The following is a 21471-nucleotide window of genomic DNA, read 5'->3' as shown; positions in this document are numbered from 1 at the left end:
AGTCTAAAATTCTTCCTGACCATAATCTGTCGAGGACACCCAGCCGATAAGTTCCGTATGAAAAACTACGGAATGACACTTCTATTAGGGATGATGATGACGGCCTGCGCCCCTCAGGGTTATGAGGCTATGAACAATATTGCTTCCAATGTTACAAATGACATTGCCTGCAAGGACTCCAAGCTGGAAATGAAGCTTTGGGATGGCTTGAAAGAGCATCTCATTGCGCAAAAAGAAATGCCCTCTGCAGAGGCTTTGAAACAGGCTCTGCGCGACCAGGTGCAAAAGCTGGCGGACGAAAACCCTCAAATGAGCAAGGAAGATCAAGAACGCTTGAATGCCGATCTTGAAAAATTGGTGGTATCTTTGTTGGAAGAAGCTCCCAAAGGCGAGCGCGTGGAAACACCCGAGCAGCTTTTGATGCTTTTGTCGGCAATCGACGTTGGGGACCGCTCGACAGTGTTCCGCTCCTACATGCAGGATAAAGTTCGCGGGGACTTCACCCGTTTGAATAAAACTATTGAAACCTTTGATCTGAATTGTCCGTCAGGCGACAGCGGTAATAATAGCAATGACAATGCCTCTTCCGGTAACCCATCCACTCCTGATGAAGGCGGTGATGGTCAAGGCAGCAATGTCGTGGAAGAGCCACCGACAGAAGTCAGCCGTGACTATGTCTACCATAAAGCTCAGGCTGTGAACGCCGGGGAATCCTTGGCAGTCTTCGGGGCTCGTTGGGCTTTTGCAACAACATACCAGACGTGCCAAAGTGTCAGCCTGCCAGATATGGATGCTCAGACGCCGGATTTACAGGGGATCAAGATCACGGGCAAACACTCAGATGGTGTGGGCAGCAAGCGTGAAATTGCCAGCTTGTCTCAGGTACAAAGCACGCATCCTTACGTGAAGAGCGTGACCAGCTATGGTGAAGGTTGCTTTAACGTTAAATCCAATCCTTTGATTTATGACTACGGTGGGAAGCCTTATGGCACCACGGCTGCGGATTCACCGATTGATATGTTTAAAAATAACGGCGATGGTACAAAGGTTCTGGGTATTGACTGCTCCGGTTACGTCTATACCTCCATGGCTACGGCAGGTTTGCGTTTGAAAGCGGGCCGTGCTTTGAAAGCATCGGACTCTTGGGCGTGGGGTTCCAGTTCTTATGTGGAGCCTCAGGATAATGGTCTGACTTGTTTGAGCAAGATCTCTGTGACTCCGGCGACCTCGTTGAAAGCGGGAGACATCGTGGCGGTTTATGGTCACGTTCTGATTATCGACAAAGCAGGCTCCGATCCTTTTGGTATCCGCAATGCGAAAACTGAAAGTGATTGTTCTAAGGTGAAATCTTCAGGGTTTGACTTTACTGTTGCACAAAGTTCCCCAAGTAAAGGTGGGGTGGGCATTAACTTCTTCGATGCGCGCGTGTATCTGCCAACTAGCTCAAAAATGCAAACAGGCATGGAAAAGTACGCTTACTATGCGTGTCTGGCGAAAGTGAATAACAAGACCTACACGCCGAATCTGGGGACTTTGTCAGTAATCCGTCACAGGGGGACCTCTGAGTGTATGGCTCCACGGGTGAAAATGGCCCGAGAATCCTGCATCCAAAGCTGCTCTTCTCTGCGTCGTTAGGATCAGTTGGTTTTAAAGGGTAAATTGAATGAAGGCTCTCCCGGACGGGAAGAGCCTTTTTTATTGGACCTCGGGTTTGGTCAAAAAACCCGGCAATACTCAACAGCCGTCGGAACTGTCACAAAATAGATATTTTCCTTTTCAAAGATAGCGCGAACACGGTGGTATTCTTGTTGCCCACTTAAAGAATCTTCACTCACGCGCGCCGTTGTAAACCCCAAGGAGGGAATTTTATTGTCAGTTTGCAGTGCGAAAACTTTCCCTTCGCAACGGACAAGACTCGGATCTTTTTCAGAAACGGTGCAGCTTTGTCTTGGCCAACGATATTCAAAAAAATCACCCAAGCCTCGCAAATCCTGGCTTTGTAATTTTAGAAAAGGCACTGAGCTTTCGCTCACAGACTCCATTTGCGGCATGAAGGCATAACCCATGGGATTCAGGATCTTTAAAACAACCTCTTTATCCTGAACGGACACCATCCAGTGAGTGCTGTAGCGATTCGGTTGGCAGACAACCCCTTTAGCAAACCCAGATAGCGGCGCACAAAGAAAAGCGAAAACCATTAGTTTAAATCCTCGATGCACACGTCCCCCTTTTTCCATCTCTTGCGACCTCTATTTTCAAAACATTTTCGCCTGTGGAGTAGCACTTTCAACTCAGGCTGATAAATTCAGGACATAGCTCTGGCTTTAGGGCAGATTCGCCGCGAAAAAGCGAATGGCGCCACAGGGGCAGCAGGAAGGCTTTGAAGGCCCAAAATAGGCTGCTGTCGAAATCTTGGACAGGTGCCTTGGATTTTAGCGCTTTTCGGGGGCGGCCCTAAAGTTGCTGATTGGAGCCTGTGGAATAAATTATCGAGGATGTGAGGTCTTCATGAAACGTTTGGTATTGATCGCAACTTTGTTGGGCTTGGCGCAAACCGCGTGGGCGGATAAATACGACTGTAAAAACATCGACTATATTGGCGAAGACTCGGCGTTGGTGGACTTGTCCAATGAAAGCGTGGCAGATCTGCAGAAAAAGAAGATCTCGGGAAACCGCATTGTGGTGTCCAAAGAAGGTAAGAGGCTTTATTTGTTCAATGGAGACACTCTGCTAAGAGCCTACTCCGTGGCGCTAGGGCGCTCCCCGTATGGTGATAAAGTCAAAGAAGGCGATAACAAGACTCCCGAAGGAAAGTACATTGTCGACTTTAAGAAAAAACAAAGTGAATATCACCGCGCCCTGCATATCTCTTACCCAAATCAAGAGGATGTTGCGCACACCAAAGAGCTGTCAAAAAAAACAGGTCAGGAGCTGAGCCCGGGGGGCGACATTATGATCCATGGTCTTCCCAACGATGAAACGTCGCAAACACTTGTGGGCCTAGCTCATCCTATCATTAACTGGACTCGCGGTTGTATTGCGGTGACGAATAAGGAGATCGAAGAGTTGTTCGCCTTGGTTCCAGTTAAAGCGGAAGTGGAAATCTGCCCCGCTCGCGAACGAGGTGCGACCTCGAACCCTCTTAAAATGGCTGAAGACATTGCTAAGCAAGAGCCCGAATTGAAAGATATCAACATTCCAGGCAAGGCTCAGTAAAAGTTGAAATTTAAAAAAAACACCGAAAACCCCTGGAGAAATCCGGGGGTTTTGCTTTTAAAGACATTGAGTTTTATAGTGCTTCACCAATGCTGTCTCAAGCAGGCTGCGATCACAACATGCTGGCTCATTCGTGTGGGACGCAGAACCAACAAGGTCATTCGATGGGTTTCCAGATTCGTCAGAATCTGATCGCGGGTGTTGCGATTTTTCTTTGCACTTCGAGCATCATCGCCGATCACCAGTTTTAAGTTTTTGGCAAATTCATGGAAGCGTTCTTTTTGATAGTGTTCAATGTCGCCTTTCCATGAACGATACAGGGACTTTCCGGCTCCCAAATTCTGCGTATACCCATACTGCATGGCGGACCATAGAGGGGAGGTGTTTCTCCAGGTGGAATCCTTCTGTGTGAAGACTTTGAAATCGGTGACGGGAGATTCTTCAATCCGCTTCAGATACGTTGTCAGATAGGGACGACTTCCCCGGACCATGTCCAGAATGTCAGAAGCTCGGGCTGAGCCCCAGATTCTCGACTAAAGAGTCGGAAATCACCCTGCTGGATGTGGCTCCGGCATTGGGACTCAGAAGAGTAGCAAGAAGGGCGGCAGATAGTATGGGAATTAAAGCTTTTGTGTTCATAACTAAGGTCTAGAGACCTCAAGAGATGATTCCCGGTCAAGTTGCTTTAGTTTAACATACCTTTGGAGGTTTCATGGAAGGCGAGCAATTAAAAAGACCAACGGGCATCTACCTATTGGCGATTCTTTTTATTCTTGCTCCCGTGGGAAATATCCTCTTGAGTCTTTGGGGTGGCGGCGCTGTCGGTTGGCAGCATCCTCAACAGTGGGCTTTGGCTTTAAGTTCCGTCACATCATTGGATTGGCTGTGGTTGGGGCTTTTGCTTCTGACGGGGATCTTGTTACTTCGTCCTCATAAAGCCACCTGGTCATTGGCAATTGGTACTTTGATGTTGGTGCTGTTTATTAATTTGTATCGCTGGGGTAATGGAGAGTTTGAACAAAGTGGCGCTTTGATTCACGGGCAGCTATTTATTTCTTGCCTGATTACGGCGTTCTTTCTGCTTCTGGCTTTCTATTTCCGTTTTCCCTATTTGGACCGCCGGGCACAATGGATCTTTCAGGCGGCGGCTCGCTATGAATTCAGAACACCCGTGGATGTGGTTGCTCAGGATATCTTTAGCGGGGTCACAGAGTCGGTTTCCTTAAGCGGAGCCCGGGTTCGTCTACAAAGAGATTTGGACAGTTCGCAGGATCTGCGTTTTGTGGATGTGATTTTTCCTGAGGTTCGAAACATCAAGGTCAAAAGTCGAGTCGTGGAATACCGCGATAATGTACTTCGCCTGAAGTTTAAGGACCTTACGGGGAGGAATCGGACCTATTTGCAGGACTGGTTGAAGTCTCGGATTGAGACACTTCCGGAAAAGCAAGGTTAAGTCCGGGTTCTTGTTAAGTAATTTAGAATGTGTACCGAAAAGACTCAAAAGCATGAGGTCGTTATGAGATGGATGTTTAAACCGAAGTCATTGATGAAGAGTGTTGCTGCATGTGCATCGGCGTTTACGATGTGTATGGCTCCTGTAGCGCAAGGCGCGGCGGCTCAGGATCAGAGAAAACTGATCAACCAGTATCTTAAGGAAACAGGGCTGACGACGAAGAAGATGACTGTGGGTGAATTCTACAGAATGGTTCGTCACGTCTATCCGCAAAAACTGCGCGGTCAGATGGATCAGTGGGTGGCGCTAAATCGCCATGAAATGATGCCTGCGGTGGAAGCTTCCAGCTACAAAGGATCTGACGGGAAAGAACAAGTGCGTTTGACGCTGACTCATGCGGGCCAAACGACGACTTTGACTTTCACCGGTGATGAAGAAAATCCTTTGAAAGTAAATGGTGTTTCCTTCGGCCGTAAAGAACTTATGAACTACAACAGCTTCAACAAAATCGCCGGCAAGATGGCGAAGTTGGATCCGGTTGTGGCCAAAGCTTTGAAAACCGGCAAGCAAAAACCTTTGAGCAAAAATCTGCGTCTGACATACAAAGAATTCAACCAACTGACTCCACGTCAAAGAGCTGAATACTTTGTGCGTATCCGTGGCGCGATGGATGCTGCGCAAAGAGTTTATCAGGTGATCTATGGCGCTCAGGCCATGAATGAAATCAACAACAAGTATGAATGGGTGTATCAGACCTTCTTCGGTGAAGAAGCTTACGCCGCATCCAGCCTGACAGGCAAGCCATGTATCGTAGCGGGTTATAAATCCACTTACGGCGAAAATGGCTCCTGCGGTGGCTCCAAGAGTGGTGCCGAGGATCTAAGCAGACAGATGAAGGGCATGGGCGCAATGTGCTCTGGCAATGCGGTGTCTTGTAATCCGATGGTTTATGGCTTTGATGGGGCTGGCGCTCCTCACTGTGTGAGCCGTTCTGATGTGAAGTATGCGACTCGCGTATGTAACCAGAAATCCCCACTTCGTCGTGGTGATGTAAAGTCTGAAGGCGAAGATAAAAAACGTATCATCGAATCCTACCTGAAGAAGAACGGCCAGGACATCAATTTGGTTCTGAACGAAGAAGGTAAGATTTCCCAGGAACAGTATGATCAGATCTCCAAATATCTGGGTGACCTGGAATCCTTTATTCAGAACGCCGTGGGCGCGTGTGATCAGGCTCCGTTGAAAGATATCCAAAAACAACGTGAAGACCAGGTGTCTGCGTGTAACGAAATTAAAACTCGTGCATTCTCGTTGCAGTCCTTTGTTGTGGCTCCGGAACCATTGCCTCCTCCAGGGCCAGTGGCTGGCGATTGTTCCACTCAGAAACCAGGCTCCACGACAGGTGCCGATGGTAAAGGCTGCGTATGCCCTGAGGGTACAAAAGAGTCTGAACCGGAAGAAGGCAGTTCTCAACCAACTTGTGTTGTGATTGAAACTGGTGGCGAAGGTGACTTGCCAGGCGGTAAAACAGAAGTGAGCCAAGGTGCTGAAGACAGCTGTGGTTTCTGGTGCCGTAACAAAAACTGGATCATTCCAGTGGGTGTGGGCTTGTTGGCTTTGGGTGCCTTCTGGTGGTTGTTCAGCAAGAACAAATCCAAGTCCAAAGAAAATACAAATGAATATGTTCCACCAGTAGCGCCGCCTGCTCCAACAGCAACGACGACAACAACGGTGACTCCGGCTCCAGTGGATCCGCCTCCAACGGCTCCATGCCCGGCTCCGAATCAACTGGTGAACAATGTCTGTGTGCCGGTGGTGGTAACGCCGCCTCCGACTCCGGAATCCGAAGGCGGAAGCCTGAATGACGGTTCCATCCGCGCGGGCGGGGTTCGTTAAGGAATCAAAACCGAATGAATATCGACAAGTATCAAGATAAAATCATTCCTCCACAGCGGGCTCCCCAAAAAAGGGAAGCCCCTGTGCCGTTAAGGGGGCCTGTTGTTCCTCGTCGTCGAGGTCCTGTGGCGCCAACTCCTTCGCGTGTGAACGGTCTTTTTAAAGACCGTCAGGGATTGAGCTTTGAACAGGGAACAGGGTTTCACGGTGGGCCGTCACGTCGTAAGGGCGCACGCCTGGCTTTGTGGTCCTGGCTGGCCTCTTTCATTGATGGTTTGATTTTGATCGCTTTGAGCTGTGTCTTTATGCTGATGTTCTCAATGGTGGTGAATACTTCCATAGGACATGTAATAAAGGGCTTATCCCACAGTCATCATCAGATGATGTTCTTTGCTGAAGTCTTCGTGGTGTTTGCGTGGTTCTATTCGATCACCATTCGCAGCCTGATGGGATCAACCATCGGTGAGTGGGCTTGTGATCTGCGCCTGGGGCAGCCTCATGAACGCCTGCATATCAGCTATATTTTCAAGGTCGCTTTGCGCAGCACCTTGATTCTGATTACGGGAGTGGTGACTTTGCCACTTCTTTCTGTTCTAGCAGGAAAAGATTTGGCCGGAGCGCTTTCAGGACTACGTCTGTTTTCTTTGAAGTAAGGTCAAAACCTCATAGTGCGATGTTTGCGGGAACTGATCCAGGATATAGATCTCCTGCAGTTCGTATCCGTACTCGTTTAGTTTCACCAGATCCCGGCTCATGGATTCGGGAAAACAGGACATGTAAATAAAGTATTCCGGTCGTTGCGCCAACGATAGCTCCTGCAAAGGATTCAGGAAGTTCATAAGACCCGAGCGTGGCGGATTTGCCAGAATCACATCAAACTCAGAAAAATTCTGTGTCAGTTTCTTTTGAAAATCACCACGATAAATCTGCACGCGGTTTTTCAGATGCCCAAGACTGGGCGGAAGATGATTGAGCGAATGCTCCAATCCCTGCAGCGACAGTTCGTCGATCTCGCAAGCCAGCAGACTGTCGGCTTGCGAAAGAGCCGGGAAAGTCAGGTTTCCAATGCCAGAGCCAAACTCAATCACTCGCGACGAAGGGGCCTTTTGCACCCAGGAGGCGATGACGTCACAAATGATTTTATTGGCTTTGTGGCTGGGCTGCGTGAAGCTCGCCACTTGGCAATATAGACTGACAGGAACTTCCCCCACCCAGGACTGAAACCAGACATGGTGTTCGGGGTCGCGCAGCTTAAATTCAGATCCGTTCCAAACCGGAACTTTACGGCGCTGACCGATTTCCACGAATGCCAGGGTCTGCAACTTCTTTAGGATATTTTGCTCGTCCAAAAGGGCTTTGACGTCGATGTTGGCAAGGTCGATCCAAACTCCCCGGCGGCCTTCCGGGCTGACGCGCAGGCGGAAAGAACCTTTTAGAAAGGGCCACTGGATCTGGCGAAACTCAGTCAGCCATAATTGCAGTTCCGGGGACAACTGAGCGCAGATATCGATATCCAGGACTTCGTGGCGATCTTTACGGTATAGGCCCAAGCGCCCGTCCTGAAGGCTGAAATCCAAACGATCCCGCAAGTGGGAGGCGCCGGCGGAAAGAGCCTTGATAGAGTTGGGAAGAGGAAGGTTTGCCCCCTTAAATAAGTTTAAAAGTTCGGCCTTTTTTTCTTCGATTTGAGCGCCATAGGGGATCTCAAGCCGCTGACAGCCGCCACAGTCCTGGGAGTAGGGACATTTCACCAGGAGGTCTTTGTCAAAGGTTTCGAATTTGTGGAAGTTTGGCATTGAATGCTTGCCCCGGCCGGATTGCTGTTATATCAAAACCTCATCTTAGCAAAACTTAGGGGGAATGGTGAGAGTTTTATTGCTTACTGGCATCATGTTGATCTTCGCCGGAACTGCGACATTCGCGGTAGCCAGCAACCCTTGGATGCGTACTTGCCGTATTGAAGAAGGCCAATTCTGGGTCTTGAAAGCCGGTTCTGAGGAGTACTCCATGTGCTTCTTTGGCAATGCGGCTCTAGGTGCGGAAGCCTTGTTTATGTTTAAAGCAAAAACAGGAACGACAGAAGCCTTGGCGGCTTATAAAGGGCGCAATGCCTCTTCGGCTCGCGGCGGGGTTTGTGGGTCATTTGATGCAGAAGTTGTTCAGGCTAAAGACAGCGAAGGTCAGACCTTCAATCTTTGCAGATTTGCCGATCATTCTTTGATCGAAGAAACCACTTTGTGGATGGGCCCTGGTGCGGATGACAACCAAGGCTTGGATAAGGCACTTTCTAAAACGTACTAATTCTTTTTTTGTTCTTCAGGGCGCAAGGAGTAAATACAAGAGCTTGCGTCCTTGATCACACCATCTTCAAAGTGAAGATCCTTTTTGGTAAATCCTAACGTCACATGTGGATAGTATTGTTCTGGGCTGAAATCTTCAGCTTTTCCGCCTTTTGAGGTGTAAAGCATGTGGATGGCTTTGCGAATTTGAAAAAGGCGATCCGACTCAACGACAGCATAATAAGTACTGTCGTCCTTTACAGCCCCTTTACCCACGCAAAGCAGATGATAGGGGGCCTTTGTCAGCTCCATGCGCTCCGCCAGCGCCGAGATTTCGTTCATGGAAATTTTCTTTTTCAGTTTGGTGAACTCAACAGGATTTACCACGGTGATATGCGCTTCTCCGCGATGCTGCAAAGTCACGTGTTGGTTCTTTTCCACCTCCAGGCGCAGCTTTTCAAAGGCGGCGTAAGGCAGATCCAGAGAAAGATAACTTTTCGGCTTGGACTTATCATGAGAAACCGAGGCGATGCCACGGGTGGCTTTCGGCTTCAGGTCCTCGTTAGAGTACCGCAGCGAGGAAAGGGCGTAAGGTGATTTGCTGGCGCAGGCAGTCAGCGAAAGCGAGATGATAACCAAGTGAAACGCACGCATCATGATTTCTCTTTTCCTTCGGTTGAGTTGACTTAAGGTGGGCCTCCTTTTAGCCTACACAGACTATGAAAAAAGTGAAAGTTCTTCTTACAAGTGCCTGCATTTTCTCGCTAATTTCCTGCCAGGTGAAGGATACTAAACCGGCAAAATCCAATTCTGAGACTCCGGCTAAGTCAGCAGGGGCCTTCGTGAATGAAGCCAACACTCTTGTTACAGAACCCCGTCAGATCACCTTCACGGGACCTAAGTCAGGAGAGGGTTATTTCAGTCCGGATGGAAAGAAGATGATCTTTCAAAGTGAAAGACACTCCGGCAATCCTTTTTATCAGATGTACATTCTGGATCTGATTTCTGGGGAAACAACCCTGGTGTCACCGGGGAAAGGCAAAACCACTTGTGGCTGGATTCATCCGTCCATGAAAAAGGTTTTATACTCGTCGACCCATCTTGATCCGCAGACGGATAAAAAAGCTCAGGAAGAATTCAACAATCGCAAGAAGGCTGTGAAGGCCCGCTATTCCTGGAGCTTTGATGATAGCTATGACATCTTTAGCTCAGATCTTCAGGGTAAAAACATTCAGCGCCTGACGAAAGAAAAAGGCTATGATGCGGAAGGGTCTTATTCTCCTGATGGTCAGTGGATTGCCTTTGCATCCAACCGTGCTGGCTACACCGAAAAACTGGAAGGCGAAGATAAAAAGTTATTTGAGCAGGACCCGTCTTACATGATGGATATTTACATCATGAAGGCTGATGGAACTCAGGTGAAGCGCCTGACCGATTCCAAAGGCTATGATGGCGGTCCATTCTTCAGTGCAGATGGAAAGAAGATCACTTGGCGCAGATTCTCTCCGAATGGGTCTACGGCTGAAATCTTCACGATGAATGTGGATGGCAGCAATCAGACGCAGGTGACTCAGTTGAAGTCCATGTCTTGGGCGCCGTATTTCCATCCATCAGGGGATTATATTATCTTTGGCTCCAGCATCCTGGGGTATTCCAACTTTGAACTTTTCATCGTGGATACCGCCGGCAAGAAGGAACCCGTGCGTGTGACCTTCGATGAAGGCTTTGATGGTTTGCCGGTATTTACTCCGGATGGCAATAGTCTGTCCTGGACTCATCGAAATGAAAAAGGGGACTCTCAGATCTTTATTGCGAAATGGGACGATGCCCAGGCTCGTAAGCTTTTGGGTTTGTCTGCGCAAGACCCGATGGTGGGTTCACTGACTCCGGAAGTGAAAGTCGAAGATATCAAAAAGTGGGTTTACTATCTGTCCTCTCCTGAATTGCAGGGGCGCGGCACCGGTACTGGCGAAGAAAAGATTTACACTGAAAAGATCGCACAAGCCTTTAAGTCATGGGGGCTTGTGGGTGTGGGGCCTCAAGGATCTTTCTTTGAAACCTTCGAGTTTACTTCAGGTGTGAGTCTGGGACCTGATAATGCACTTGAAGTTGTGGGTTCTTATAAGAAGAACTATGTGGTTTCCAAGGATTTTGAGCCCGTGTCCTTCTCTAAGACCGGAGATTTCAAAGAAGCTCCGATTGTTTTTGCCGGATACGGAATCAAAGCTCCAGCCAGCGATAAAGAGCCTGAATATGATTCCTACAAAGGTCTGGATGTGAAGGGGAAATGGGTGTTGGTCTTTACGGATCTTCCATCAAACATCACTCCCCAGCGCCGTCACTATCTGAACTTGTATTCACGCTTGCAGCACAAGGTCACGGTGGCAAAAAACGAAGGTGCCTTGGGGATTTTGGTCACCAATGGTCCGGAAAGTGGTTTGCCTGAGAAGTTTGGGAAATTGAAGTTTGAAGGTTCATTGTCTGAAAGCACGCTGGGAGTGGTTCGTCTATCCACTGATGCGGCGTCGGCGATGCTTCGTTATGCCGGTAAAGATCTGATTTCTTTGCAGATGAAGTTGGATAAGGGCGAAATGTTAGAAGGGTTTGCGATCCCATCAGCGTACATCAAAGCGCGTGTGAATTTGCAGTTCCAAAAAGCCCAAGGCATTAATGTGGTGGCAAAGCTTCCGGTCACAGGCGCAAGTTCAGCTGTCATGATTGGCGCTCATGGCGACCATCTTGGTCACGGTCAGTTTGGCAGCAGTCTGGCAAAGGGGGCCGAGATTGGGCAGTCCCATGTAGGTGCCGATGATAATGCTTCCGGTGTGGCTGGCGTGATGGAATTGGCTCATTATTATGCGCAGTTAAAGAAAACATCTCCGCACAAGCTTCAAAAAAATATTTACTTTGCAGTTTGGTCCGGTGAAGAGCTGGGAAATCTGGGGTCATCGCACTTCACAAAAAAAGCTGCGCAACATAATGTGGCTGCATATATCAACATGGATATGATCGGTCGCTTCAAGGATCGCGTCTTTGTTCAGGGATTGGGATCTGCGGATAACTGGACTCGTTTGGCCGAAGAAGTGGGTGTTCGCACTGCGGTTCCGATGATTGTTCAAGAGGACCCCTATTTGCCGACGGATTCATTGGCCTTCTATATGGCTGGAATTCCAACGGCGAACTTCTTTACGGGATCGCACGCTGAATACCACAGTCCGCGCGATGTGCCTGACTTGATCAACTATGACGGCGTGGCGCGAGTCCTTACGGCGGTTCGTGGATTGGCAGATCTCTTGGTAGATACAAAGCTGCCGATGGTGAAATATGTGAAGGTGGCCAGTGCGCAAAATCGACTTGAGGGGCGCAGTTTCCGTGTTTATTTGGGGACGATCCCGGATTATTCCCAGGAAGGTGTCAAAGGGGTCCGAATTTCCGGCGCCTCCAAGGACAGTCCTGCAGAAAAAGCGGGCGTGAAAGATAAAGATATTATCACAGAGTTCGGTGGGACAAAGATTGAGAACCTGTACGACTATGTTTATACCTTGCAATCCGTGAAGCCGAATCAGGAAACAGTGATGAAAGTCCTTCGCGATGGAAAGCTGTTGGAGCTTAAGATCACTCCGAAGTTAAAAGAGTAAGTCTTTTAAAAGACTGAAAAAACAAAAAGACCTGAAGGAATTCTTCAGGTCTTTTTTTATGTTTGGATTTTGTCAGGATTTAGAAAGTCAGTTGCGGGCAGCGGCTTTTTAAAAGACTTTGCAGACCTTTGTCGGAGTGTTTAAAGATCACATCACCGTCAGAAGTGTATTTGAAAAGCTCGTAATTCTGAACTTTGCACGTTTTCCCGGTGCGATCCGTGAAGGTGGAGTTGGCGCGGGAGTTTCCAGTTGGAGCTGATCCCATCTTAAATCCACCATCCAGCAGCAGACCTTGATAGTTCAAAATCTCGATGCCGCCGCGATTGCCGGGAACAATGGAGCTGGCACGTTTGATATTTGCTCCGCTCATTTCCACCAGTTCGGCGTCTTCATAATCGAAATAGGCCTTGTTGCCGTTCACAGTTGTGATGATCAGGCGGCGGGTTTCGTCATTCCATTCATAAGTCGGGGCGATTTGAACGCGAGGGAACATAAAGAACTCGCGGGCTCCGGTGGTTTGAGACTCGTCACCGGGACCAAAAGAGTTGAAAATCATCAGCTCTCCATCCGCGGTGAAAAGATAATCGCGGTACAACAAACCTTCCGCTTTGCGATTATGAACAGAAATAAAACAATTGTCGCCATCCGCAGATGGGATCACCTGCATTTGAATACTGCCTCGTCTCTCAACAGTTTCCTGACAGACCGCTGTCTGATCTTGAGCGGAAGCATTCAAAGTCCAAAGGGCCGATACGAATAAGATGAATCCAGGTAGTTTCATGTGCACCTCGTTGTAAATAGCAGAACCCAGTCAAAATAGGCTGTCAGCTTGGGAGGCAGAGCGGCAAGGAAAATAACCAAATCTGGACTCGATTGGCACTAACCGATCGTGTTTCTATAAGAGTCTCTTTAGGAGCGAGGATTCCGTTCATGTCTTCATTTGTGGAAGAGTTCAAAAAATACCAACGACAAGAAAGACTCTATACTGGCGGCTTGGTGCTGCTGTCAGTTCTGGCTCCGGTGTCTTTTACCTGGCTGATGGATCAGAAAGTTCATTGGCTTTTGGCAGGAGTGGTCGCGGTCTTGTTGGGTGCTGGAGCCATTTCGCTCCACCTGTTGCGAACTCAGGTTGGCAGCAAGCTTTTAAGCAAGTATGAAAACCTGGATGTGGGATCTGTCCTGTCCAAAAAAATCTCTCCGCAAAGTCCACGCCGTTTTGTGGTGACCAACAGAGGTTACAATCATTTTTATCTTCGCTGTCTGAATACGGGCGAACAAGTGCTCGTGTCTAAACACAGAGTTCGCGAAGATTTCGATATTGCAAATTGATTTTTCCAAATCACCAAGAGAACCTCGTTTACAAGTGTAGAGGGGGTTTTATGAAAAGTCTTACATTGGCTTTTCTCCTTCTGTACGTTTCTCTGACAGCTTACGCGACTGACGATCTTTTGTATGAAGAAGACATGCCCGAAACGGAAAGAAGCCGTTTCATTTGTGGCTCGGAAGAGCTTCAAGGGGGGCAGTTTAAATATTGCTATCGTGACCCGGATACGGCCAACCATAGCGATATTATCTACTTCTTTCATGGATTGGGAGGGTCAGAGAAAACCTGGCACCGCCAATGTTTGGGCACCAAGATGATTCAGGATTGGTGGACCTTGCGGGGATACAGACCAAGGATTGTCTCGGTGTCTTTTGGGTCGCAGTGGCTGATGGTGGATAATAAACGCTATCCCTTAATTACATACTTTACCAAAGTGGTGATGCCGTTTCTTGAAAAGAAAATAGGCGGATTGCAAGGTGGACGAAGGCACATCATTGGTCAATCTATGGGGGGATTTAACGGAGCCGAGCTGGCTCTGAAGAAGCCCGGTATGTTCTCGCGGGTCGCATTGCTTTGTCCGGCCATTACCACCGTGGGGCCTTATGCGAGTGATCAGGAGATTGACGACTATATTGAACGGACCGGAGCTCGGCGCAGTCTGGTTGATAAGATGCTGCGGATATCACGGTCGGTGTTTGTTGATAAAAAGGATTGGGACAATCACGATCCCTTGAGGCTGATGAAAAACTATTCCTCAAGTCAAAAACCCCGCTTTTATGTTTCTATTGGCATGAGTGATGGATATGGGTTTCAGGAAGGGTCTAAGTTGTTTACACAAAGAGCCAGCGCTTTTTCCTTCCTGTTCAGGTGGGTTCCGGTGCCGGGCGGACATTGTAATTTTAAAAGGATTGGCACAGCTAATTTCATCATGGGGGATTAGGTTCTATGAATGACATCGAAGCCTTTAAGTATGAAGAACGTAAGATCAAAGGGGCTGATATTGATCCGGAACAATACCGGGAGGAAATTCGCCAGCTGGTCGAGCATATCGTAAAACTTCTTGTCGACCATCCCGACACAGTGACAGTGAGTACCTATGTCGGTCCTAAAACCACTGTGTATCGGGTGAACTGTGCAAAAGAGAACTTAGGGCAGGTTATCGGAACACAAGGCAAGACCATCATGGGCTTGCGGGCCGTCGTTCATGCGATGACAGCGCGCACGGGCATTCGTTCTATAGTTGAAATACCCGTTTAACGCCCGTTACGGATCCAGTAAGTCCGGACGATGGACTTGGGTTTAGGTCTCAATAATCAACGATAAGAGTTTAATTCCACTTGGATTTTGTCTCGCGCCGCATGTATTCTTGAAGCAGCGATGAAAAATTCAGTGGACCATGAAAGATTGCAATCCATTTTGGAGTACTGGCCCTTAGGGGGCATATCTTCTGTTGAGGAAATACTCAATGGAGCGGTCAATCAGGTCTATCGTATTCAAGCCAGTCTGGGAAATTTCTATTTACGTTTGTATAAAACCAGCGAGCGGGCGCGTGTTGAACGCGAACACACCCTGCTTGAGTATGTGGCGGCCCATAATCTTCCTGCCGTGCAAACTCTGCCATCGCGCTATGGGTCTTCTTTGATAGAGCATGAGGGGAAGTTTGGGGCTCTTTATTTTGAATCTCCTGGGAAGCAGATAGCGAAATCTCAGCTGACAACTTTGCATGCGCAAGCTGCAGGAAGAATGTTAGCTCAATTGCATAAAGTCCTGGAACCACTGCCAGATGTGGGATACCGCAAGTATTCCTTGAGCTGGGATAAAGCCGAGTGGGTGGATCGTTTGCAGCGCATTGAAACAGCAATTCAGTCCAGACCTTCTTTAACAGATGCTGACAAATGGGTATTGCAAAGACTGCAGGCCCAAAAAGAATGGATGCAAAATCCTGTTTGTGAACATCTTTATGTTCCCAAATACCCTGCGCAGGTCCTGCATGGGGATTATCATCAAGGGAATTTATTTTTCCAAAAAGAAACTGTCTGCGGTGTGATTGATTGGGATCAGGCTGTCTTTATGCCAAGAGCTTTTGAAGTTGTGCGTGTGGCTTCCTACATGTTTGATCTGCAGCCGGAAATGACCCGGGTCTTTCTTAAGGCCTATCTGGACCTGAACCCGTTAAAATCCGACGAGCTGGAAGATGGGGCCAGAGCCTGGGGTTGTCACAGCGATCACTATGTCTGGGCTCAGGAAGAAATTTACTTTAACAACAATGAACGCGCCCGTGTTTTTATTCCCGAAGTGCCCTTTGTGCCTTTCCACGCCCTGTGGTCCAAACTTGGTCTTTAGCAGCTTCTTTGTGCCAAGAAACTCGAGTTGTCATTCTGTGATAGACTAGAGCCGCGAGGTTCTTATGAAAGCGGCAGGCTTGTTCCTTCTGTTTTTTCTAAGTCATCTTGAGTCGTTTGCGCAGAATATTGAGGCTCATTCGTGGATTCTTTTTAACTCTGTTTCCGGCGAAATTCTGAGTGAGCACCAAGCGGATAAAGTTTCTTCTCCGGCTTCTTTAACGAAGGTCCTGACTGCGTACGTGGTGCTTAAAGAAATCAAAGAACAGCGTTTGAGTCCAAGAAGCCTTATTGTGGTTCCCAGTCTGGTTTTGCAAACCCGGCAGGAAGAATCGCAGATGTATTTAAAACCCGGCAATCGGGTCAGTATCAGGGATCTTCTTAAGGGGCTGATTGTTATGTCGGCCAACGATGCGGCATTAGCTCTGGCTGACTATGTCGGGGGAAGTCCTAAGAACTTTGTACAGATGATGAATCGTGCGGCCAAGGAAATTGGGATGAAGCAAAGCTCTTTTGTAAATCCGACGGGCTTATTTACGCCTGGCCATTATTCTACAGCCAAAGATCTGATGCTGCTGGCGAAAGCGATCAGTCAGCAATACCCGGAGTATTTTGAATATTCTTCTTTGCCTGAAATGACTTACAACTCCTTCCGCAAGAAGAACACCAATGAGCTTTTGGGCCGCTCTTTAGCTGTGGATGGTATGAAAACCGGGCATATCAAAGCGGCTGGTTGGTGTGTGATGGTCAGTGCAAAAAAGACTTTTTCAGCAGGCGGGGAGAGGGTGATTGCCATTGTCTTGGGCTCCCCTTCCAATGAAAAAAGAACTAAAGCAGGGCTTCAGCTTATTCGGAAAGGACTTGGGATCACTCCGGAACTGGACTAGGTCTTTAGATTGGAAACGTCTATTCTGATTTTATGGCATACGATCTGTTTTTGTTTGATCTGGATGATACCCTTTTGGATTTTAAAGAATCCGAGCGCCGATGTTTTGCGGCGGTTTTGCAAAGCTTGGGGGTGCGGGATCGTCTGGATGAACTTTATCATCAATATCAGATTGAAAACCGCCGTTTGTGGGCTTTGTTTGAGGAAGCAAAGACTTCCAAAGAACATCTCAAAGTAGAAAGATTTCGCCGTATCTTTGAAAATTTCGGCATTGAAATTGATCCGCACAAAGCCAGTGATCACTACCTTGAGGCCCTACCTGAAACCGTGGTGTTGATGGATCACGCCGAAGAAATCTGCAAGTGGCTGGCTGAACGCGGTGAGATCGGGATTATCACCAATGGTATGCATGCTGTGCAAATGAAACGCATCGAAAATTCAAAGCTGGCGCCATATATCAGCTTTACCAGCGTTTCTGAGGAATGTGGCTATGCCAAGCCGGACATTCGGTTCTTTGAGCACAGTGCTAAAATGGCTAAGAAATTCCATAAAGAGTCGGCGGTGGTTATTGGCGATCGAATGGAAACAGATATTTTGGGAGCCCAGAATTTCGGTTTACGAAGCTGCTGGTTTAACCCGGAAAAGACGAAACATAATTTTTCATTCAAAGCAGATTATGAAATTTCGCATCTCTCGGAAATTCAAAGTCTTCTAAAAAGATAACCTAAAAAGGAACTTCAGGCTGAAGACGTTGTTGGTCGTTTCTATTTTCATGATGTCCTCTGTCAGTTGGGCTTTGCCACCAATTCGAGTGGCTTTTTCGTTGGACAAACCACCCTATGTCATTAGGGCCACTGAAACCGGCCTGGAAGTGGAGATTCTCCGTAAAGTCTTTTTGGATATGGGATATGAGATGACACCGGTGTTCCAGCCACCAGCACGCTCTGTAAGAAGTCTGGAACTGGGGCGGGTAGATGCCATGGCGACGATCACGAATATGCCCAAATTCCATCTTTCTGCACCCTATATCACGTTTAAGAATTTTGCCTGGACGTTGAAAGGCCGAAAGATCCAGCTTAAGACATTAAACGACTTATCCAGGCATCGGGTGATTGCCTTTCAGAATGCACGCCATTTCTTCGGGTCTGATTTTGATAAAGCCGTAGCAAAAAATCCCAACTATGAAGAGTATGCGGATCAGAAACGACAGCTCAAAATGCTCTTTGCCGATCGAGTTGATGTTATCATTTGTGAAGAGCGAACTTTAAAAATTAATCAGAAAAACATCGAATCCACGGATACCAAGAAATCATGGCCAGAGATCGAAAAGCATACTTTGTTCGGTGATTCTCTCTATTCAGTGGCCTTCCGGGACGCAAAGTTGCGCGATTCTTTCAATGGTTCCTTGGGTAAATTGGATTCTCAAAAGGCCTTTCAGGCAATCTACAAAAAGTACGTGGAAGAATAAAAGAAAACGGGGAGAGTGGTTGTCGCTGTCCCCGCTCTTTCCAAAATCACATTGACCCCAAAACACGGTGGTACAGAGCTTGCTCTATCGTGCCTGTGCTAAAAAAGGGGGAAATATGACACTAGGAAAATTTATTGTGGCTTTATCGCTGGTTCTTATCGGCTTTCAATCTAAGGCGAAGGCGGATGTTTTGACCAATGATGTTTACAGAGCAGCTCAGGAAAATCAGGCGCGACTTTTAAAAACCATTCGTGAGCTGAAGAAAGAAAAATCTCAAGGCTTCAACTATTTTAGCACTTTAAACACAAACTCCAGAGATCGTCATTGTGATGATGACAGACCAGAACCTTCCACCTGTGTACCAAAGTGCAACGTACGCGGTTCAAGCGGTTCCTGTTTGTCTTATGGATCGGATTATTGCGGAGAAAACGCCACCTGCGTTGAAAAATGCAATGTGCGAGGTTCAAGCGGCTCCTGTTTGTCTTATGGTTCAGACTATTGTGGAAACAACGTCAGTTGCCATGAGGTTTGTAATGTCCGAGGCAGTTCAGGAACATGCTTAAGTTATGGTGAAGATCAGTGCTATTAAGATAGCAAATTTTAATACCCAGGCATGGCGGGGCTTGGGTATATAATCTTCTGATAAGTTATATTATGTAACAATACCTGTAGGGCTTTTTCCGAAGAAAGGCCTCTAAGTACTTATAATCTGGTTCATTCTAGGCACTGAAACGTTCCATTTTAGCTCTTTATCGATGCGTTTACGAAGCTCGTCTGCAGCCGTGCTTTCTCCATGCACTAGGAACACTTTGGTGGGCTTTTTGGGTGCCTGTTTTAACCAATTCATCAGATCTGTGCGATCTGCATGGGCTGAAAACGAATCCGATGGGACGACTTTGCAGTTTATATCCACATAAAGACCATGGATTTTAATCTCTTTGGCGCCGTTTAATAAGCTGTGTCCACGAGTTCCCGGGCTTTGAAAGCCTGCCAATAACAACACATTTCGTGAATCCGGTCCGAAAGCTTTTAAGTGATGTAAAACTCGGCCGCCAGTCAGCATTCCGCTGGCTGCAATGATGATTTTAGGCCCGGATTTATCATCGTTTAAAGCCTTTGAATCTTCGGCGGTTTTAACGGAATGGATTTCAGACATGACTTCAGCAAATTGCCCCGGACCTAGACGATGGAAGTGCGGGAATTCTTCATATAGCTTGGCAACTTCATGACCCATAGGGGAGTTGAAATAAACGGGGATTTGAGCGGGGATCTCCCCGTCTCTTTTTAATTCTGTGATTTCAAACAACAGATTCTGTGCTCGCCCGACAGCGAAACTTGGAATCAGTAAGACTCCCCGTGATTTCGCCACATCTAAAATGCATTGTTTAAGGATCTCTTTAGAACTCATGGGTGAATGATCGCGATCTCCATAGGTGGATTCCATCACGATATAATCGGCTTCTTGAGGAGGCTCTGGCGGTGGCATTAAAGGATCATTATTTCGCCCTAAATCGCCGGAAAAATAGATACTTTTTTCGCCGTTGGAAATCCATGCGGATGAAGCTCCTAAAATATGTCCGCTGCCATAAAGACAAATCTTCAATGTGCCAATCTGGAATTCTTCATGCAAAGCCACGGCTTTTAACATCGGCAAGGTTTTTTGAACGTCTTCGGTCGTATACAAAGCCAGCGCCGGAGTGTGTTTGGAAAAGCCTTTTTTATTAGCGTATTCAGCATCTTCTTCCTGAATCTTTGCGGAATCCAACAAGATGATTTCAGTGAGTTCCAAAGTCGGCTGCGTGCAATAAATAGTGCCTTTAAATCCCCGCTTTACCAACAACGGCAAAGCTCCACTATGGTCCAAGTGCGCATGAGTCAGAACAACAGCCTGAAGATCCTTGGGATCAATCGGAAAGTCTTCCCAGTTGAGTTCGCGGAGTTCTTTAAAGCCCTGAAACATACCGCAATCAAGCAAAATTCGGGTGCCATCATCATGGACTAAAAACTTGGATCCTGTAACAGTTCCCGCCGCACCAAAAAAGCCGATTTCCATATAAACAATCCTCCGCCGAACTCTGTATAGAATACCCCCTAAACTAACCGTATTTTGACCATTAATGCATGCGGTCAGAATTGTATTCCAGCGCAAGGTTCGCTAGTCTCTGGACGGTCTTTTTTGAGGGGGAAATCATGAAAGCATTCTGGATCTCGTTATTATTGCTTCCAACAGTCCTGGTGATGGGTTGTACAAAGCCGAACTCGGCCGTAGTTCCCCAAACCCCTATTACGCCCGCAAATCAAACCGATGATTCCTGGAAGAATGATTTCCCGGCTCATTGGTGGAAGGAAGTTCCACGCGAAGAAGCCAAGTCCTGGGAAATTCTTCCGCAAGACGCTGGTTACAAAGAAGTTGTCCTGAGTAAACGCAATGAGCTGGGTCTGCTTTCAAACTTCACGGAAACGCCCTTTGTATTCCATGGTGTTTGTTATCCGACGGTGGAAGCTTTCTGGCAGATGATGAAATATCCAGAAACAGAAAATGATCCTCGCTGGAAATGGGCGAAGAACTGGAAATACACGCGCGAACAAGTTTCCCAGATGAATGGCTATGCGGCGAAAAGTGCTGGTGGCTATGCAAACTTCCTGATGGAAAAAAACGAAGCCAACTGGGTGACCTTCGAAGGCAAAGTGATTCCTTTTGCAACAAAAGAACCTCAGGAACACTATCAATTGATCTTTGAAGCTTTGACTGAAAAACTTCGTCAGAATCCCAGAGTTCTGGAAGTGGTTCTGGCTACCAAAGACCTGAAGCTGCTTCCAGATCACGGGGTTTCCGAAAGATCTCCTCGTGAATGGCATTATTATTTGCTGTGGATGGATATTCGCGAAATGGTCAAACAGGGTCAGTTGTCTCTGGAAACCAGCGAAGATCTGTCTTTGAAAACCTGCAAAGCTCGTAACTACTAGAT

At 47.5% G+C, this 21471-nt stretch carries 22 protein-coding genes; 16 read left to right on the top strand and 6 right to left on the bottom strand.

Annotation, left to right across the window (positions count from 1 at the left end; all coding sequences use genetic code 11):
* Positions 1 to 57: 57 nt before the first annotated feature.
* Positions 58 to 1635, top strand: a complete 1578-nt coding sequence (locus ACES2G_RS09115) for a hypothetical protein (protein WP_374001876.1) — start codon at positions 58 to 60, stop codon at positions 1633 to 1635.
* An 80-nt stretch (positions 1636 to 1715) separates the two neighbouring features.
* On the opposite strand, the gene ACES2G_RS09110 is transcribed toward ACES2G_RS09115, so the two are convergent.
* Positions 1716 to 2198 (bottom strand): hypothetical protein, encoded by a 483-nt coding sequence (locus tag ACES2G_RS09110; RefSeq protein ID WP_374001875.1) that lies wholly within the window; start codon positions 2196 to 2198, stop codon positions 1716 to 1718.
* 310 nt (positions 2199 to 2508) lie between these two features.
* Between ACES2G_RS09110 and ACES2G_RS09105 the strand changes: the two genes are divergently transcribed.
* Positions 2509 to 3216: a murein L,D-transpeptidase family protein gene (locus tag ACES2G_RS09105; RefSeq protein WP_374001874.1), complete on the top strand. Its 708-nt coding sequence runs from the start codon at positions 2509 to 2511 to the stop codon at positions 3214 to 3216.
* Positions 3217 to 3299: 83 nt separating this feature from the next.
* Here the strand turns inward: ACES2G_RS09105 and ACES2G_RS09100 are convergent, their stop codons facing one another.
* On the bottom strand, positions 3300 to 3707 hold the full coding sequence (locus tag ACES2G_RS09100; RefSeq protein WP_374001872.1) for a hypothetical protein: 408 nt from the start codon (positions 3705 to 3707) through the stop codon (positions 3300 to 3302).
* Positions 3708 to 3928: 221 nt separating this feature from the next.
* On the opposite strand from ACES2G_RS09100, the gene ACES2G_RS09095 reads away from it, so the two are divergent.
* The 3 genes from ACES2G_RS09095 to ACES2G_RS09085 all read left to right on the top strand — a co-directional run bounded on the left by ACES2G_RS09095 (position 3929) and on the right by ACES2G_RS09085 (position 7218).
* Positions 3929 to 4669, top strand: a complete 741-nt coding sequence (locus tag ACES2G_RS09095; RefSeq protein ID WP_374001871.1) for a PilZ domain-containing protein — start codon at positions 3929 to 3931, stop codon at positions 4667 to 4669.
* Between the two features lie 63 nt (positions 4670 to 4732).
* On the top strand, positions 4733 to 6565 hold the full coding sequence (locus ACES2G_RS09090; RefSeq protein ID WP_374001870.1) for a hypothetical protein: 1833 nt from the start codon (positions 4733 to 4735) through the stop codon (positions 6563 to 6565).
* Positions 6566 to 6579: 14 nt separating this feature from the next.
* Positions 6580 to 7218 carry an RDD family protein gene (locus tag ACES2G_RS09085; protein ID WP_374001869.1) on the top strand — a complete coding sequence of 213 codons (639 nt, stop codon included), beginning with the start codon at positions 6580 to 6582 and terminating at the stop codon, positions 7216 to 7218.
* Here ACES2G_RS09085 and ACES2G_RS09080 read toward each other — a convergent pair.
* Complete coding sequence (locus ACES2G_RS09080) at positions 7195 to 8361, bottom strand: RNA methyltransferase (RefSeq protein ID WP_374001867.1); 1167 nt, start codon at positions 8359 to 8361, stop codon at positions 7195 to 7197. The genes ACES2G_RS09085 and ACES2G_RS09080 overlap by 24 nt on opposite strands.
* 64 nt (positions 8362 to 8425) lie before the next feature.
* Between ACES2G_RS09080 and ACES2G_RS09075 the strand changes: the two genes are divergently transcribed.
* The gene (locus ACES2G_RS09075; protein ID WP_347356346.1) at positions 8426 to 8866 is read left to right on the top strand and encodes a hypothetical protein; all 441 of its coding nucleotides are present in this window, start codon (positions 8426 to 8428) and stop codon (positions 8864 to 8866) included.
* On the opposite strand, the gene ACES2G_RS09070 is transcribed toward ACES2G_RS09075, so the two are convergent.
* A complete protein-coding gene (locus ACES2G_RS09070) occupies positions 8863 to 9501 on the bottom strand; it encodes a hypothetical protein (RefSeq protein ID WP_374001865.1) in 639 nt (212 codons plus the stop codon). The genes ACES2G_RS09075 and ACES2G_RS09070 overlap by 4 nt on opposite strands.
* A 62-nt stretch (positions 9502 to 9563) precedes the next feature.
* Between ACES2G_RS09070 and ACES2G_RS09065 the strand changes: the two genes are divergently transcribed.
* Positions 9564 to 12482: a M28 family peptidase gene (locus tag ACES2G_RS09065; protein WP_374001864.1), complete on the top strand. Its 2919-nt coding sequence runs from the start codon at positions 9564 to 9566 to the stop codon at positions 12480 to 12482.
* A 79-nt stretch (positions 12483 to 12561) separates the two neighbouring features.
* Here the strand turns inward: ACES2G_RS09065 and ACES2G_RS09060 are convergent, their stop codons facing one another.
* Positions 12562 to 13263, bottom strand: coding sequence for a hypothetical protein (locus tag ACES2G_RS09060; protein ID WP_347356351.1), 702 nt, complete (start codon positions 13261 to 13263; stop codon positions 12562 to 12564).
* 149 nt (positions 13264 to 13412) lie between these two features.
* Here ACES2G_RS09060 and ACES2G_RS09055 point away from each other — a divergent pair, with 149 nt between their 5' ends.
* From ACES2G_RS09055 to ACES2G_RS09020, 8 genes are all read left to right on the top strand, one after another.
* On the top strand, positions 13413 to 13811 hold the full coding sequence (locus ACES2G_RS09055; RefSeq protein WP_347356354.1) for a hypothetical protein: 399 nt from the start codon (positions 13413 to 13415) through the stop codon (positions 13809 to 13811).
* Positions 13812 to 13861: 50 nt separating this feature from the next.
* On the top strand, positions 13862 to 14746 hold the full coding sequence (locus ACES2G_RS09050; RefSeq protein WP_347356356.1) for an alpha/beta hydrolase: 885 nt from the start codon (positions 13862 to 13864) through the stop codon (positions 14744 to 14746).
* Positions 14747 to 14751: 5 nt separating this feature from the next.
* A complete protein-coding gene (locus ACES2G_RS09045; protein ID WP_347356358.1) occupies positions 14752 to 15063 on the top strand; it encodes a KH domain-containing protein in 312 nt (103 codons plus the stop codon).
* 120 nt (positions 15064 to 15183) lie between these two features.
* Complete coding sequence (locus tag ACES2G_RS09040) at positions 15184 to 16149, top strand: phosphotransferase (protein WP_347356360.1); 966 nt, start codon at positions 15184 to 15186, stop codon at positions 16147 to 16149.
* 64 nt (positions 16150 to 16213) lie between these two features.
* Positions 16214 to 17035 carry a D-alanyl-D-alanine carboxypeptidase family protein gene (locus tag ACES2G_RS09035; RefSeq protein ID WP_374001863.1) on the top strand — a complete coding sequence of 274 codons (822 nt, stop codon included), beginning with the start codon at positions 16214 to 16216 and terminating at the stop codon, positions 17033 to 17035.
* A 32-nt stretch (positions 17036 to 17067) separates the two neighbouring features.
* Entirely contained in the window at positions 17068 to 17757 is a 690-nt protein-coding gene (locus tag ACES2G_RS09030; protein ID WP_374001862.1) for a YjjG family noncanonical pyrimidine nucleotidase, read from the top strand.
* Between the two features lie 31 nt (positions 17758 to 17788).
* Entirely contained in the window at positions 17789 to 18502 is a 714-nt protein-coding gene (locus ACES2G_RS09025; protein ID WP_374001861.1) for a substrate-binding periplasmic protein, read from the top strand.
* Between the two features lie 115 nt (positions 18503 to 18617).
* Positions 18618 to 19091 (top strand): hypothetical protein, encoded by a 474-nt coding sequence (locus ACES2G_RS09020; RefSeq protein WP_374001860.1) that lies wholly within the window; start codon positions 18618 to 18620, stop codon positions 19089 to 19091.
* Between the two features lie 105 nt (positions 19092 to 19196).
* Here ACES2G_RS09020 and ACES2G_RS09015 read toward each other — a convergent pair whose 3' ends face one another.
* Positions 19197 to 20555 carry an MBL fold metallo-hydrolase RNA specificity domain-containing protein gene (locus ACES2G_RS09015; protein ID WP_374001859.1) on the bottom strand — a complete coding sequence of 453 codons (1359 nt, stop codon included), beginning with the start codon at positions 20553 to 20555 and terminating at the stop codon, positions 19197 to 19199.
* A 137-nt stretch (positions 20556 to 20692) separates the two neighbouring features.
* On the opposite strand from ACES2G_RS09015, the gene ACES2G_RS09010 reads away from it, so the two are divergent.
* Complete coding sequence (locus ACES2G_RS09010) at positions 20693 to 21469, top strand: NADAR family protein (protein WP_347356369.1); 777 nt, start codon at positions 20693 to 20695, stop codon at positions 21467 to 21469.
* The last annotated feature ends 2 nt before the right edge of the window (positions 21470 to 21471 follow it).

It is taken from the genome of Bdellovibrio bacteriovorus (assembly GCF_041888015.1).
Taxonomy (GTDB): domain Bacteria; phylum Bdellovibrionota; class Bdellovibrionia; order Bdellovibrionales; family Bdellovibrionaceae; genus Bdellovibrio.
The sequence above is the reverse complement of the archived record's forward strand: the minus strand, read 5'-3'. Positions and strand labels throughout refer to the sequence as shown.